General features: G+C 43.1%; 14 protein-coding genes. 13 read left to right on the top strand and 1 reads right to left on the bottom strand.

Translation table 11 applies throughout. From position 1 onward, the window contains the following. Positions 1 to 76: 76 nt before the first annotated feature. From uvrB to murI, 5 genes are all read left to right on the top strand, one after another. On the top strand, positions 77 to 2,053 hold the full coding sequence (uvrB, locus tag IEO70_RS09370) for an excinuclease ABC subunit UvrB (protein ID WP_190998120.1): 1,977 nt from the start codon (positions 77 to 79) through the stop codon (positions 2,051 to 2,053). Between the two features lie 7 nt (positions 2,054 to 2,060). Beyond that, entirely contained in the window at positions 2,061 to 4,928 is a 2,868-nt protein-coding gene (gene uvrA, locus IEO70_RS09365; protein ID WP_190998119.1) for an excinuclease ABC subunit UvrA, read from the top strand. 162 nt (positions 4,929 to 5,090) lie between these two features. Further along, the gene (locus IEO70_RS09360) at positions 5,091 to 5,453 is read left to right on the top strand and encodes a hypothetical protein (RefSeq protein ID WP_190998118.1); all 363 of its coding nucleotides are present in this window, start codon (positions 5,091 to 5,093) and stop codon (positions 5,451 to 5,453) included. Positions 5,454 to 5,480: 27 nt separating this feature from the next. Next, positions 5,481 to 6,572: a DUF4097 family beta strand repeat-containing protein gene (locus tag IEO70_RS09355; protein ID WP_190998117.1), complete on the top strand. Its 1,092-nt coding sequence runs from the start codon at positions 5,481 to 5,483 to the stop codon at positions 6,570 to 6,572. Positions 6,573 to 6,711: 139 nt separating this feature from the next. Then, complete coding sequence (murI, locus tag IEO70_RS09350) at positions 6,712 to 7,527, top strand: glutamate racemase (protein ID WP_190998116.1); 816 nt, start codon at positions 6,712 to 6,714, stop codon at positions 7,525 to 7,527. A 115-nt stretch (positions 7,528 to 7,642) separates the two neighbouring features. Here the strand turns inward: murI and IEO70_RS09345 are convergent, their stop codons facing one another. Next, a complete protein-coding gene (locus tag IEO70_RS09345) occupies positions 7,643 to 8,350 on the bottom strand; it encodes an N-acetylmuramoyl-L-alanine amidase (protein ID WP_190998115.1) in 708 nt (235 codons plus the stop codon). Positions 8,351 to 8,611: 261 nt separating this feature from the next. On the opposite strand from IEO70_RS09345, the gene hprK reads away from it, so the two are divergent. The 8 genes from hprK to hisD all read left to right on the top strand — a co-directional run bounded on the left by hprK (position 8,612) and on the right by hisD (position 16,118). After that, positions 8,612 to 9,547, top strand: a complete 936-nt coding sequence (gene hprK / locus IEO70_RS09340) for an HPr(Ser) kinase/phosphatase (protein ID WP_190998114.1) — start codon at positions 8,612 to 8,614, stop codon at positions 9,545 to 9,547. A gap of 36 nt (positions 9,548 to 9,583) precedes the next feature. Beyond that, on the top strand, positions 9,584 to 10,405 hold the full coding sequence (lgt, locus tag IEO70_RS09335; RefSeq protein WP_190998113.1) for a prolipoprotein diacylglyceryl transferase: 822 nt from the start codon (positions 9,584 to 9,586) through the stop codon (positions 10,403 to 10,405). A 62-nt stretch (positions 10,406 to 10,467) separates the two neighbouring features. Continuing rightward, on the top strand, positions 10,468 to 11,421 hold the full coding sequence (locus IEO70_RS09330) for a nucleoside recognition domain-containing protein (protein WP_328820901.1): 954 nt from the start codon (positions 10,468 to 10,470) through the stop codon (positions 11,419 to 11,421). Further along, complete coding sequence (gene ppaX / locus IEO70_RS09325) at positions 11,411 to 12,082, top strand: pyrophosphatase PpaX (RefSeq protein ID WP_190998111.1); 672 nt, start codon at positions 11,411 to 11,413, stop codon at positions 12,080 to 12,082. The genes IEO70_RS09330 and ppaX overlap by 11 nt, the downstream gene beginning before the upstream one ends. After that, positions 12,060 to 12,599 carry an acyltransferase gene (locus tag IEO70_RS09320; protein ID WP_190998110.1) on the top strand — a complete coding sequence of 180 codons (540 nt, stop codon included), beginning with the start codon at positions 12,060 to 12,062 and terminating at the stop codon, positions 12,597 to 12,599. The genes ppaX and IEO70_RS09320 overlap by 23 nt, the downstream gene beginning before the upstream one ends. A gap of 424 nt (positions 12,600 to 13,023) precedes the next feature. Further along, positions 13,024 to 14,202, top strand: coding sequence for an ATP phosphoribosyltransferase regulatory subunit (locus IEO70_RS09315; protein ID WP_235973561.1), 1,179 nt, complete (start codon positions 13,024 to 13,026; stop codon positions 14,200 to 14,202). After that, the gene (gene hisG, locus IEO70_RS09310) at positions 14,199 to 14,822 is read left to right on the top strand and encodes an ATP phosphoribosyltransferase (protein ID WP_190998109.1); all 624 of its coding nucleotides are present in this window, start codon (positions 14,199 to 14,201) and stop codon (positions 14,820 to 14,822) included. The genes IEO70_RS09315 and hisG overlap by 4 nt, the downstream gene beginning before the upstream one ends. A gap of 24 nt (positions 14,823 to 14,846) precedes the next feature. Further along, positions 14,847 to 16,118 carry a histidinol dehydrogenase gene (hisD, locus tag IEO70_RS09305; protein WP_190998108.1) on the top strand — a complete coding sequence of 424 codons (1,272 nt, stop codon included), beginning with the start codon at positions 14,847 to 14,849 and terminating at the stop codon, positions 16,116 to 16,118. The last annotated feature ends 7 nt before the right edge of the window (positions 16,119 to 16,125 follow it).

Genomic DNA, 16,125 nt, shown 5'->3' with positions numbered 1-16,125 from the left:
CTATTATTTGTGGTACACTGTCTATAAATGAGTACGTTCGTTAATGATATATAAAAAGCAAGATGGAGGTAAGCGTATGAATGAGTTTCAGTTAGTCTCAAAATATTCTCCTAGCGGGGATCAGCCGCAAGCAATCGAAACCCTTGTCGAAGGGATTAAAGCGGGGAAGCGGATGCAGACTTTGCTGGGTGCGACAGGAACTGGGAAGACATTTACGATATCCAATGTCATCAAAGAAGTAAATAAACCGACCCTGGTTATTGCGCATAATAAGACGCTTGCCGGCCAGCTATACAGTGAGTTTAAAGAATTTTTTCCGAACAATGCTGTTGAGTACTTTGTCAGCTACTACGATTACTATCAACCGGAGGCATACGTACCACAGACGGATACGTTCATCGAAAAGGATTCGAGCGTCAATGATGAAATCGATAAGCTTCGGCACTCGGCGACATCTTCATTATTTGAAAGAAAAGATGTCATCATTATCGCCAGTGTATCGTGCATTTACGGCTTAGGTTCGCCGGAAGAATACAGCGAGATGGTTGTTTCTTTGCGCACCGGTATGGAAATTGAGCGCAATCAATTGTTAAGAAGACTAGTAGATGTCCAATACGAACGCAACGATATTGATTTCAAACGCGGAACATTTCGGGTTCGCGGTGACGTTGTGGAAATATTCCCGGCTTCTCGGGATGAGCACTGCATACGCATCGAGTTTTTTGGAGACGAAATTGACCGCATCCGGGAAGTCGACGCGCTAACCGGGGAAGTGTTGGGCGAACGCGAGCATGTTGCAATTTTTCCGGCATCCCACTTCGTAACCCGTGAAGAGAAAATGCGAGTCGCGATTCAAAATATTGAAAAAGAGCTGGAAGAACAGCTGATTTATTTCAGAGAAAATGGCAAGCTTCTGGAAGCGCAACGTCTTGAGCAGAGAACACGTTACGATTTGGAAATGATGAGGGAGATGGGCTTCTGCTCCGGCATCGAGAACTACTCACGTCATCTGACATTGCGTCCGCCGGGATCAACACCTTATACGCTACTTGACTACTTGCCGGAAGACTTCCTGCTAGTCGTCGACGAATCACACGTAACTCTTCCGCAAGTGCGTGGCATGTACAACGGCGACCAAGCCCGTAAAAAGGTGCTGGTTGATTACGGTTTTCGTTTGCCTTCTGCAATGGATAACCGACCGCTGACATTTACTGAGTTTGAAAAGAAAGTCAGCCAGGCGATTTTCGTATCGGCAACTCCGGGCCCATATGAATTAGAGCATACACCGGAAATGGTCGAGCAAATCATCCGTCCGACAGGTCTTCTTGATCCGACAATTGATATTCGCCCGATTCAAGGACAGATTGATGACCTGATTGGCGAGATTCAAGATCGTGTATCGAAAAATGAGCGTGTACTTATTACGACATTAACAAAAAAAATGTCGGAAGATTTGACGGATTATTTAAAAGAAATTGGCATAAAAGTGCAATACTTGCATTCGGAAATCAAAACATTAGAGAGAATTGAAATTATCCGCGAGCTGCGGCTTGGCACATATGATGTATTAGTCGGCATTAACTTGCTGAGAGAAGGTTTGGACATTCCAGAAGTATCGTTAATTGCGATATTGGATGCCGACAAAGAAGGCTTCCTCCGTTCCGAGCGTTCGCTTATCCAAACAATCGGACGTGCAGCGCGAAATTCGAATGGTCACGTTATAATGTATGCGGATAAAATTACGAATTCAATGGATATAGCTATTAAGGAAACGAAGAGACGCCGGGCAATTCAAGAAGAATATAACGAGATTCACGGCATTGTTCCAAAAACAATCCAAAAAGAAGTACGCGACGTCATTAGAGCGACACATGCTGCTGAGGAGCAAGAAGAGCAAGATACAAATGTGAAACTTGATCATTTAAGTAAAGAAGAGAAAGAAAAAGTAATAGCGGATATGGAGAAGGAAATGAAGGAAGCGGCAAGAGCGTTGGACTTCGAACGGGCTGCAGAATTGCGCGATCTCCTATTAGAACTGAAACTGGAAGGATGACAGAAATATGGCAATTGATAAGATAGAAATAAAAGGCGCCAGAGTCCATAATCTGAAAAACATCGATGTTACCATTCCGCGCGATAAGTTGGTTGTTCTGACCGGTCTATCCGGTTCGGGGAAATCTTCATTAGCCTTTGATACGATTTATGCGGAGGGGCAACGCCGATATGTGGAATCTCTTTCCGCCTACGCGCGCCAATTTTTAGGGCAAATGGATAAGCCGGATGTCGACTTGATTGAAGGTTTGTCCCCGGCCATCTCCATCGATCAAAAAACGACGAGCCGTAACCCGCGGTCGACAGTCGGAACGGTAACGGAAATCTATGACTATTTGCGTCTCCTATATGCGCGTGTCGGCAGACCAACATGTCCGACGCACAATATTGAGATTTCATCACAAACGATTGAGCAAATGGTTGACCGTATTATGGAATACCCGGAGAAGACACGCTTTCAAATTCTTGCGCCAATTGTTTCCGGCAAAAAAGGTGCCCACGTCAAAACGTTCGAGGATATTAAGAAGAAAGGTTATGTCCGTGTCCGTGTCGACGGAGAAATTTATGATATTAATGATGAAATTGAATTAGATAAAAATAAGAAGCATAGCATTGAAGTGACAGTTGACCGAATCGTCATGAAGGAAGGTGTGGAAGCACGTCTTGCTGATTCATTGGAAAATGCTTTAAGGTTGGGCGATGGAAAAGTCATCATTGATGTCATCGGTGAAGAAGAACTGTTGTTCAGCGAAAATCATGCATGTCCGATTTGCGGCTTTTCCGTTGATGAACTGGAGCCTAGATTATTCTCATTCAACAGTCCGTTTGGTGCATGTCCGGATTGTGATGGTTTAGGTTTTAAGCAGGAAGTTGATATTGATCTCGTTATACCGGACCGGTCGCTGAGCCTGCATCAGCATGCGATTGCGCCGTGGGAACCGACAAGCTCACAATATTATCCTTCGTTGCTTGAATCAGTGGCGAACCATTATGGAATTGATATGGATACGCCGATTGAGGATATTCCGGAGCATTTATTGGATAAAATTTTATACGGATCAGGTTCAGAAAAGATTTATTTCCGCTACGAATCGGAGTTTGGCCAAGTTCGCGAAAACTATACGGAATTTGAAGGTGTTCTTCGTAATGTTGAAAGACGGTATAGAGAGACGTCTTCAGATTGGGTGCGCGAGCAAATGGAGAAATACATGGCCGATAACCGCTGTCCGACATGTAAAGGCTATCGCTTGAAAAAAGAAGCGCTCGCAGTGCTGATAAACGGCAAACATATCGGAAAAGTAACGGAAATGTCTATTGCTGAAACTAACCAATGGGCAAATAACTTAAAGTTGACTGAAAAAGAAGCCCAAATCGCACATATGATTCTTCAAGAAATTCGAGAACGCCTTGGTTTTCTGGAGAATGTCGGGTTGGATTATTTGACGCTAAGTCGCGCAGCCGGCACATTATCAGGCGGCGAGGCGCAGCGTATTCGCTTGGCGACTCAAATAGGTTCAAGGTTGACCGGCGTGCTTTATATTTTGGACGAGCCATCCATCGGGCTTCATCAGCGCGATAATGATCGACTCATTCATACGCTGCGAAACATGAGGGATATCGGCAATACGCTCATTGTCGTTGAACATGATGAGGATACAATGCTCGCAGCTGATTATTTAATCGACATCGGTCCGGGTGCCGGTGTGCATGGCGGCTCAATTATAGCGGCCGGAACGCCGAAGGAAGTCATGAAGCATCCGGATTCTCTAACGGGACAATATTTATCAGGCAAGAAGTTCATTCCGCTTCCATTGGAACGCCGTCAATCGGACGGGCGTTACTTGGAAATCATCGGAGCAAAAGAGAACAACTTGAAAAATGTCGATGTTAAAATTCCGCTTGGGATGTTCATTAGCGTAACCGGTGTTTCCGGATCAGGAAAAAGTACGATAATCAACGAAATTTTGCATAAGTCATTAGCGCAAAAACTGAACCGTGCAAAAGCAAAGCCTGGTCAGCATAAGAAAATAATCGGAATAGAGCAGCTCGATAAAGTTATCGACATTGATCAGTCGCCAATCGGCAGAACACCGCGTTCAAATCCTGCCACTTATACCGGTGTGTTCGACGATATTCGCGATGTATTTGCTTCTACAAACGAAGCGAAAGTAAGGGGCTATAAGAAAGGCCGCTTCAGCTTCAATATTAAAGGCGGGCGCTGCGAGGCATGTCGCGGTGACGGAATCATCAAAATTGAAATGCACTTCCTGCCGGATGTTTACGTTCCTTGTGAAGTTTGTCATGGTAAACGTTACAACCGTGAAACTTTGGAAGTGAAATATAAAGGTAAGAGCATTTCGGATATTTTGGAAATGACGATTGAGGATGCAGTGACATTTTTCGAAAATCATCCGAAAATTAATCGCAAATTGCAAACCATTAAAGACGTCGGCTTAGGTTATGTGAAGCTTGGTCAGCCTGCAACAACATTGTCAGGCGGGGAAGCGCAACGTGTGAAGCTTGCTTCTGAATTACATCGTCGTTCAACTGGTCGTTCGATGTACATTTTAGATGAGCCGACAACAGGTCTGCATGTAGATGATATAGCACGCTTGCTCGTTGTTCTTCAGCGCTTAGTGGAGAATGGCGATACGGTTCTTGTCATTGAGCACAACTTAGATGTCATTAAAGCAGCGGATTACATCATTGACCTCGGTCCTGAAGGCGGAGATAAGGGTGGTACAATTGTCGCAGCCGGAACGCCGGAGGAAATTGTTCAAGTAGAGGCATCGCATACAGGGAAATATTTAAAACCAGTATTAGAACGCGACCGCGCTCGCATGAAAGAATTACTGGCTGAAAAGACAAAAGCATAATTGGGATAAACATCGAAGAAAAGTCGCAGGCATAGTTTGCGGCTTTTCTTGTTTTCGACAAAATAAAAGATGCCGCAACATATTTCTCAGGAAATAAAGACGAATAATCAAGAATAATGTCTAAAGCACGAAATATAGGGAATTAAAAAGGAATGAAACTTTTTGAATAAACAGCCGTATGATTACTATGAAGATTTAGAGAGGCAGGTTTTGATGGTGGAAGAGAACAAAATACTTTCGTTTTTTAGCTACATCAGTGTGTGTTTCGCACCAGTCATCATACCTTTTATCATTTTACTGGCCAGTTCCAATCAAGCTGTTAAAAAGAATGCGAAATCTAGTCTGATTTCTCAGCTGATTCCGCTCGCTTTTATTCCGTTTATTTTCTTTAGCATTTTCACATCATCAACAGTAACGGATGAAGTGCCGGTTCTAATGATAGTGCTATTTGTTCTATACGGCATTACTAGTTTGGTGGTTTTTATCTGGAACATTGTCAAAGGAATAAAGATATTGGCAAACTAATTATTTGATTTGAGTGGAGGGTTTTTAATGCAAGATGAAAAAAAACGTATACTTAAGTTAGTGGAGGAAGGCAAAATCACCGCTTCAGAGGCGCTGTCTTTATTGGAGTTGCTTGAGGATGAGGCAAAGCAAAACAGTGCGAAAGAGAAAGAAATCGTTAATGATTTATCGACAGTTGTTATTTTAGATGAGGAAGAAAAGAAAGAGCAAGACACGAAGAAGAAAATAGCATCCGCGAAAGATATGATCTTTGATTTTGTTGATAATGTCATGACCAAAGTGAAAGATTTGGATCTGAACCTATCTAAAAGCGCTAACGTCAACCATGCTTTTCAACATACGTATGAGCCTTTCAAAGAAATCGATATTGAGGTTGCGAACGGTAATGTTGAGATTGCAGTGTGGGAGCAAGACGATATAAAAGTGGAATGCGAAGCAAAAGTCTATCGGACAGACAATACTGATGAAGCACGAAAAACGCTTTTGGATGAAGTGACCTTCTCAATTAAGGATAATAAGCTCTACTATATTGTCGGCCAAAAATGGATGCGTGTTAACAGCAAGTTATACTTACCGAAAAATCACCTTGATAAACTTAAAGTGCGTTTATTCAACGGAAATATTTTAGGGAACACATTGGATGTTGACCAATTAAAAATCAAGACGGCTAACGGTAAAATCACGCTGAATGATTTAACGAGCTTGAAAGTCGATTTGGAAACAGCGAATGGCAATATCGAATTGAACGAGCTCAATGCGATTAAAGTGGAATGCGATACGATTAATGGTGCGATTAAGAGCAATGGCTCATTCCAAGAGGCAGATTTTGAAACGTTTAACGGTTTAATCTCGGTAGAAAATTGCGGGGAGAATGTGAAACTATTGAAGGCGAAGTCAGCATCAGGTGCAATTCTTATTACTGTTCCGCAAAACATCCATGCATCCGGAGAAGCCAAATCGTATTTAGGCGGGCTTAAGGTCAATCTGCAAGGCATGAAAATTGTTGAAGAAAAGAATGAAGTTGTTCAAAAAGCTATTAAATTCACGAATGAGCTGGATTCGCAAACAAGCATTTATGCTGAATCAAAAACAGCTTCTGTTTCAATCAAACATAACTAAAATTAACCCGTTTGCCTATACAAGAATGAAAAAATAAATTAAACTTTAAAGAGGCGATTCTTCCAAAGAGGAATCAGCCTTTTCTTATATCATTAATGAAATTTGATAGATAACGTATTGGCTAAAAAGGGTGAAAATAATGAAAATAGGTTTTTTTGATTCGGGTATCGGCGGAATGACCGTCCTTCATCAAGCAATGAAATATCTTCCTAATGAAGATTACATATTTTATGCCGATACCTTGCATGTCCCATATGGTGAAAAACCAAAGCATGAAGTAAGAGAGTATATTTTTCAAGCAGCAGATTTCATTGCGCAGCAAGGTGTAAAGGCGTTAGTGATTGCTTGCAATACAGCGACCAGCATTGCTGTCGAAGACCTTCGCAAAAAATATGATTTCCCGATAATAGGCATTGAACCGGCAGTGAAACCGGCCATCCAAAGTTGTGAGAAAAAGCATAAAAAAGTATTGGTAATGGCAACAGAATTGACGTTGAAAGAAGAGAAGTTTTGTAACTTAGTCAACAGACTGGATCATCAGGATGTTGTTGAAAGCATGCCGATGCCGGGGCTTGTTCATTTAGCGGAAAGATTTGAGTTCAGCGAGGAAGTGGTCGAGTCGTATTTGCAAGAATCGCTAGCTCATCTTGATTTGAATCAGTATGGAACAGTGGTGCTTGGTTGCACTCACTTCCCGTATTTCGAGAAAAACATCCGAAACATTTTTCCGAATGGAACAGATGTAATTTCAGGCAGCATCGGCACAGCCAAAAATCTAAAAAGGATCTTAGAAGCAAACGGCCAAACGAACGACGGAACAGGCCAAATAACCTTCTATCAGTCCGCTAACCTAGTCGAAGACGAATCACTACTGGAAAAATACCGGGGCCTGTTTCGCAGACTAGAAGAACCAAACTACAAAAATAACGCACTCAACCATAAAATCGCTCAATAATTAGCGGTATAATGTGAAAGTGTGAACATAAAGAAAATTCGGGTGGTGCCTGTCACCACCCGTTTTATTTTTCGACAGTAAACGAGAGATTTCGGGTGGTGATAGGCACCGATATTCACCCCTGTTCAAAAACAATATAGGTTTTATACCCCTTTTCTTCTAGGGTGAGGGCTAGTTGTTCGGCTTTTTTCTTTTCTTTGAAGGCACCTGTTTGGACTTTGTATAGTCCGCCGGTTGGGGATTGGGAGACTGCGGGTTCGTTCGTTTTCTTTTTCAACCGGTATTTTTCAGCTATTCCTTTGGCAATGGCTTCTGCACATGCCCGGCGGAACGTTTCAGTTTTCAGAAGTCTCATTTCCCCCTCATTTGTCATAAACCCGCACTCTACTAAAATAGCAGTCATTTTTGTTTCACGGAGGACGTGAAAATTGGCTTGTTTGACGCCGCGGTTGCGCAAGCCTGTTGAGATGAAAAGCTGTCTTTGCACGAGCTCTGCCAATGTGATGGTCTCGCTGTCAGCATCCGGATGAACATACGTTTCAATGCCATGCGCGCTATTCCAAGACTTTCCGTCACCATACGCATTAGCATGAATCGACACAAAGCAATCAGCCTTCAAGGAATTAGCTTGATCGGTTCTTGCTTTTAGAGGGACATCCCGTTTGTCGCTGTGGGTAAAATATACGGAAACATTTTGATAAGCGGTAAGCAGATCTCTCGTATAGATTGCGATAGCCCGATTAATTTCATATTCTCTTACTCCGTTAGGACTTCTTTTGCCGGCAGTTTCATAGCCATGACCAGCATCTAAAACGATTTTCATCCTCTTTCCCCCTTGTAAATAGTTCAATCTATAATATGACTGCTCGTACAAAAGGGAACAAATTAACGAATAAAAGTCGGAAATTTGAGGTATGCGCAATACAGACTCCATAATTCACCTTGTTATAGAATACAAATAAAGAGAATAGAGAAAGTTAATGATGAAATGTTATGAATATCCAAAATTGACATATTCGGTTCTTATGTAATTAGTGCTAAAATAAAAAAAACATCTTGTTTTGTGAAGAAGGAGGGCTTTTCATTGCCTAAAGTTCGTACAAAAGATTTATTATCAAAATTCAATTTACAATTAATCAGCGGTGAAGAAGGCATTAACAGACCAATTTCAACGAGTGACCTATCCCGTCCAGGTATTGAAATGGCCGGCTTTTATGAATATTATCCAGCTGAAAGATTGCAGCTGCTCGGAAAAACTGAGCTGACTTTCTTTAATAAGCTTGGTCCGAAAGAAAGAAAGCATCGTATGGACATGCTGTGCACTGATATTACACCAGCAATCATTGTGACAAGAGGTCAAGAAATTCCTGAGGAATTAATTGAAGCTTCTATACGTGAGTCGGTGCCGGTGCTGTTGTCTGACATGACGACAACACGCTTATTCAGCCGTCTGACGAATTATTTAGAAGGGAAGCTTGCTCCGACTACAGCAGTGCATGGTGTATTAGTAGATATTTATGGAGTAGGTGTATTAATCACTGGTAAAAGCGGTGTCGGGAAAAGTGAGACAGCTCTTGAACTTGTGAAGCGCGGCCATCGATTGGTAGCAGACGATTGCGTAGAAATTCGTCAAGAAGATCAAGACAAGCTAGTCGGCGGAGCGCCTGATTTAATCGAGCACTTACTGGAGATTCGTGGGCTAGGCATCATTAATGTTATGACGCTTTTCGGAGCAGGAGCGGTACTGAACCGAAAAAAAATCTCGCTCATCATCAATCTTGAGATTTGGGAGAAAAACAAGCATTACGACCGTTTAGGTTTGGATGATGAAAAGCAAAAAATTATCGATACAGAATTGCCTCGTCTGACAGTTCCGGTTCGACCTGGACGAAACTTAGCTGTTATTATAGAAGTAGCATCCATGAATTTCCGCCTGAAAAGGATGGGAATGAATGCGGCTGAACAATTTGCGAACAAGCTTAGTGAGGTTATTGAAGATGGGGATTCAGATGACCTGTAAGCTGCGTGAGCACAGGGAAGAGAGGTATAAAATTGAATGGCGATTGAACCTATTAACCCGGTCGCGATTGATTTAGGGATACTCCAAATCAGATGGTACGGATTGATCATCGCAACGGGTCTATTATTGGGGCTGTTTCTGGCGCTGAGAGAATCGGAGAAAAGAGGTATTGCAAAGGATACCTTTTTAGATATGATTCTTTTTGCTGTACCGATTTCGATTATAAGTGCCCGAATCTATTATGTGATTTTTCAATGGGATTATTATTCACAAAATCCCGGTGACATCATTAAAATTTGGAATGGCGGAATTGCTATCCACGGTGCATTAATTGGCGCTGTTTTAACAGCAGTCGTTTTTGCTAAAGTAAGAAAAGTTTCATTCTGGAAACTGGCAGATATTGCTGCTCCAAGCATTTTGCTAGGACAAGCAATTGGACGTTGGGGCAATTTCATCAACCAAGAAGCTCATGGCGGTGAAGTGAGTAGACAGTTTTTAGAAAATTTATTTTTGCCTGATTGGATTATCAACCAAATGTACATTGAAGGTCCGGTTGGAGAGTTTGCTTATTATCATCCGACATTCTTGTATGAATCATTATGGAACTTTGTCGGCGTTGCGTTATTGCTTCTATTGCGCAAAGTAAATCTAAGAAGAGGCGAACTGTTCTTGACGTACGTGATTTGGTACAGTGTAGGCCGTTTCTTCATTGAAGGCTTGCGTACGGACAGTTTAATGCTGACCGGCGACTTGCGTACGGCGCAAGTATTGTCGCTTGTGCTGATTGTCGGTGCGGCTGCGACATTGATTTTCCGCAGAGTGAAGGGATATAGCAAGGAACGTTACTTAGATGCATAATTATAGGTTTGGAAAGTCAATCTAGAGGATGTATGTGCACAGCAACAAAGGGGGAGCAAAATGTGAGGCAAATATCATGGAAACAAGGCTTGTCTTCAGGGTTAAAAACAACTTGGTTGCTTGGTAAAATCATTTTTCCGATTACGTTCATCGTCACTGTATTAGGTTATACACCGGTATTGAAGATGATAGCGGATTTTGTTTCTCCCGTTATGAAGCTGATTGGCTTGCCGGGAGAAGCTGCTTTGCCGCTTGTGTTGGGGAATTTCCTGAACTTATATGCCGGCATAGCCGGGATTCTGTCTTTGGAATTGACAGTGAAAGAAGTGTTCATTCTAGCGACGATGCTTTCCTTTTCCCACAATTTGATCATTGAGTCAGGTGTCGCAACGAGTGTCGGTGTAAAGCTATGGGTTGTATTGACAGTCCGAATCGGGCTTGCCTTCATCTCGGCGCTGTTGATTAACCTGCTTTGGTCGGGAGGCAGCGATATAGCGGAATACGGTTTTGTGCAGGTACAGACTGCGCAGGCTGACGGAGCTTTGGAAATAGCGCTGCTCGCTGCCGAAAAAGCGGCTTTTGGCGTTCTCCAGCTTGCTGTTTTCGTTATTCCGATCATGCTTATTGTGCAGATTATGAAAGACTTGAAGTGGATGGACTTTCTTTCAGCAAAGATGGCTCCGTTTATGCGATTTTTAGGTATGAGTGAAAATACATCATTCACGATGCTGACAGGCTTGACAGTCGGACTTGCTTACGGAGCTGGCGTTATGATTCAGGCGGTCAAAGAAAATGGCGTCAGCAGAAAAGATGCGACGCTGGCGATTATATTCCTTGTTTCCTGTCACGCTGTCGTGGAGGATACAGTCATTTTTATTCCATTAGGGATTCCAGTGTTGCCTTTGCTGCTTATAAGAGTGACGGTAGCTGTTTTACTGACGGTGGTGATCGGTCGTTTATGGAACCGGGCGGAAGTGGCCAAAAGAAAGGAAACAGAAACAACCTATGGGCTCTAACATTACAACTGTGTTATTTGATTTAGATGGCACGCTTATTAACACGAATGAACTGATTATTGCATCATTTTTACATACGTTAAATCATTATTACCCGAATAAGTATGGAAGAAATGATGTAATTCCGTTTATCGGGCCGCCATTGACGGAAACATTCGGTCAGATTGATCCGGAGCGAATAGAGGAGATGGTAGTTCGTTATCGTGCGCATAATCAAGAGCATCATGATACATTAGTAAAAGAATATGAAGGTGTTTTTGAAGCGGTTTCAGCTTTGAAAGAAGCGGGCTTCAAGCTTGGAATTGTTACGTCGAAAATACGGGAAATGTGCCATCGCGGCATGAAACTGGGTCGTTTGGAAGGCTTGTTCGATACCGTTGTCGCAATTGATGACGTGACGGTTGCCAAACCTGATCCGGAGCCGATTTATAAGGCGCTTGAGCAGCTTCATTCGAAACCTGCTGAAACGTTAATGGTCGGCGATAATTATCACGATATTTTAGCGGGGAAAAATGCCGGAACGATGACGGCGGGAGTGGCTTGGACGATGCAAGGACAAGAATTTTTGCAATCGTTCAAGCCCGATTATATGTTAAATGATATGAGAGACTTATTACGAATTTTAAGGGTTGAGGGTATTGAGAAAAACGGTACGCTATGAAGTCGAGGGAGCGAATTCGCTCTGGCACGTTTATAAGACGGTCCCTTTTTGGAAGGTTGTCCGTAATTTTGTTGTCATTCAACTGGCACGCTATACACCTTTTTTAAGCTTGAAAAATTGGATGTATAAAACTTTTCTCGGTATGAAAGTCGGTGACCGGACGTCGTTTGCCTTAATGGTCATGCTCGATGTCATGTTTCCGGAAAAAATATCGGTCGGGAAAAATACGGTCATCGGCTACAATACGACAATATTAGCGCATGAATATTTGATTAAGGAATACCGTCTCGGGAAAGTTGTAATTGGGGATGAAGTAATGATTGGCGCCAATACAACGATATTGCCGGGAGTTACAATCGGCGATGGCGCTTTTGTTTCAGCCGCTACCCTTGTTCACAAGGATGTGCCGGCCGGAGCATTTGTCGGAGGCAATCCGATGAGAATTATTTATACGAAAGACCAACTAAAGGAACGCTGGAGGGACGATCCGATTTACGGTTTCAGTAAAGAAGCTTAGTGGAGAGCCGTTAGGACTTATTGTCTTAACGGCTCTTTTTTGTGGTATAGGAATTAATGTAGGTTATAAGTGAAACACTGTGCACAAACGGGCAAGTCAGGAGGAAGCGCCTTTGTGACGCTCACCTAATTAAGATGGTACTGAACTTGGCTTAATTATGTGGAAATGTGGATTAATTGTGTACAAAAGCAGATTAATTATTCGTCCGGGGATAAATTTATGTGCGATTGTTAGTCGGGCTGGAGGGATTATTCCTTGGAAACCACCAATCTTCAGCAGAACTTTATCAGCTCCTTTCCTTGACTTCAAAACGACTGGAGAGTAAACTACATATAACTTCATTGTATTAGCGAACTAAAGTATAAATAATATTCGGAATTATAGTATTATATAGATAAGTAATGATAAAAAGTAGGTGAACTGTTTGTCTAAGCTGTTTATGTTTGAGAAACCATTGGGTATGAGAGATACGCTTCCTCTTCTTTATGAGACGAAGATGAAGGTTCGAAGTAAGATGCTGCAGGAAATGACGAGCTGGGGCTATCAAATGATTGCGACGCCGGCTTTGGAATATTATGAAACGGTCGGGAAGGAGTCGGCCATTCAGGATCAACAGCTGTTCACATTAATTGATCAGCAAGGGCACACGCTTGTATTGCGTCCGGATATGACGGCACCGATTGCCCGTGTCGCTGCTTCTAAACTATTAAAATATCGAATTCCAGTCAGGTTGGCTTATGCGGCTAACGTGTATCGCGCTCAGCAGCGTGAAGGCGGGAGACCGGCTGAATTTGAACAGATTGGCATTGAGTGCATCGGCCACTCGACAGTCAGCGGCGATGCTGAATCGATTGCTTTGCTCGTATCGGTATTGCGAATAGCTGGACTGGAGAACTTCAAAATTTCTGTAGGTCACATTGGCTACATTAAGCAGTTATTTTCGGATGTGCTGCATGATGAGGAGCGGGCGGAACAGTGCTTGAAGTTCCTTTATGAAAAAAATTATGTCGGTTATCGCGAGCATGTGAAAAAACTGGCGCTTTCCGAGGCGCAAGAGCAAAGACTGCTGCAGCTTCTGTCGCTAAGAGGCTTAGAGGAAGTTTGTCAGCAGGGAAGAGCGCTTCTTGAAAATGAAGCAGGCTTACAGGCGATTAATGAACTAGAAGAACTGTATAAGCAACTGAAGGATTTTGGTGTTCATAAGTATGTCAGTTTCGATCTGTCATTAGTGTGCCATATGAGCTACTATACCGGTTTATTATTTGAAGTGTATGCTGATGGAGTCGGTTCGCCAATCGGCAGCGGCGGAAGATATGATAACTTATTGAGTAAGTTTAATTACAAAGCACCGGCGACCGGATTTGCTATTAGTACAGACCGTCTGTTAGAGGCGCTGGGCAATTTGGAAGAAGAGAAGGACAGCTATTGCATTTTATTTGATGAACAACATAGACAAGCCGCGATACAAGCTGCTGCAACGATGAGAGCGGAAGGAAAGGTCGTCGTGCTCCAAGATATCCACGGTGTGAAAGACGTTCTAGCCTTCACGAGCAGTTTTACAGCGGTGGAATATATGACGGACAGCGAGGGGGGAAAACAGTGAGAGAAACATTGACGATTGCAATGCCGAAAGGAAGAATTTTTGAGGACGCAGCTGATTTGCTTCGTGCTGCTCATTTTCAGTTGCCTCCTGAGTTTGACGATAACCGCAAACTCATTTTAGAAATTGAAGAGGAGAAGCTTCGCTTTATTCTTGCTAAGCCGATGGATGTTGCCACATATGTGGAGCATGGAGTAGCGGATTTAGGTATTGCCGGCAAAGATGTCATGATGGAGGAAGAGCGTGACGTTTATGAATTGCTGGATTTGAAAATCAGTCCTTGTTACTTGGCTGTTGCCGGTCTTCCTGATACGAAGCTGAGCGATGTGGCTCCGCGTGTAGCAAGCAAGTATCCGAACGTTGCTTCAAGCTTTTTCCGTGAGCAAGGTGAACAGGTGGAAATTATTAAGCTGAACGGTTCGATTGAATTAGCCCCCCTCATCGGTTTAGCGGAACGGATTGTGGATATTGTATCAACAGGGCAAACATTAAAGGAAAACGGACTTGTGGAATATGAGAAAATTTGCGATATCACATCGCGCCTGATCGCAAATCCGGTTTCATACCGTACGAAAGAACAACGTATTACAGAGCTTGTCAATCGTTTGGCAGCTGTCATTTAATATACACAGAAACGGGGACTGACGATGGAAATTATGACTTTGAATAGCTCCCTTTCATTAAAACGCTCGGTTGATGCAGGAACAGCCGAACAAAGGAAGGTAGTTCAGGACATTATTGCGGATATAAGTGAAAACGGTGATGAAGCTGTCCGGAAGTATACGGAGAAGTTTGATGGTATTCGTCTTGAGAATATAGCTGTTTCACAGGAAGAGTTGGATGAGGCGTTCGCGGCAATGGATGAGGATATGCTGGAAATCTTAAAGGAGGCCGCTGACAATATTTCGAATTTTCACGAAAAACAGAAGCGAAATTCATGGATGCATGCTGAGGAAAGCGGCACAATTCTTGGGCAAAAACTGACACCGCTTGATTCAGTCGGGGTATATGTGCCAGGCGGAAAAGCTGCTTATCCTTCTTCTGTATTTATGAATGTGCTTCCGGCCAAAGTTGCCGGAGTGAAGCGCATCGTCATGGTATGTCCGCCGAATGTAGATGGCACGTTGCCGCAATCGGTGTTAGTCGCAGCATCAATCGCTGGTGTTACTGAGATTTATAAAGTAGGCGGAGCACAGGCAATTGCTGCATTAGCATACGGCACGGAAACGATTGCGAAGGTCGATAAAATTACCGGACCGGGCAATATTTATGTCGCGCTGGCAAAACGCGAAGTATATGGCGATGTTGATATTGATATGATCGCCGGCCCAAGCGAGATTGCGATACTAGCTGATGATACAGCATTTGCTGATGAGGTCGCAGCCGATATGCTTTCACAGGCAGAGCATGATGAGCGTGCTTGCAGTGTGCTTGTTACAACGAGCAGAAAGCTGGCAGAAGAAACGGCACAAGAGCTGGAAACGCAACTGCAAAAGTTGCCGCGTCAAGATATTGCTCGTCGTTCCATTGAGGACTTCGGAAAAATTGTTGTTGCTTCTAATTTGGAAGAAGCAATTACAGCCATTAATGAAATGGCACCGGAACATTTGGAACTGCTTATAGATGAGCCAATGAGCGCGGTAGGGAAAATTCGCCATGCCGGCGCAATTTTCATCGGGCGATACAGTTCTGAACCGGTCGGGGATTACTTTGCTGGGCCGAACCATGTGCTTCCTACAAATGGCACAGCGCGATTCTCGAGTCCGCTTAATGTCGATGATTTTCAAAAGAAATCTAGCATCATTATGTATAGTAAAGATGACTTTGAACGTAATGCGCATAAGATTGCGGCGTTTGCTAGAATGGAAGGTTTAGAGGCACACGCAAGAGCAATCGAAGCGAGAAATAAAGACAAGTAACGCGAGG

Source organism: Peribacillus faecalis, assembly GCF_014712675.1.
GTDB lineage: Bacteria > Bacillota > Bacilli > Bacillales > DSM-1321 > Bacillus_AD > Bacillus_AD faecalis.
The sequence above is the reverse complement of the archived record's forward strand: the minus strand, read 5'-3'. Positions and strand labels throughout refer to the sequence as shown.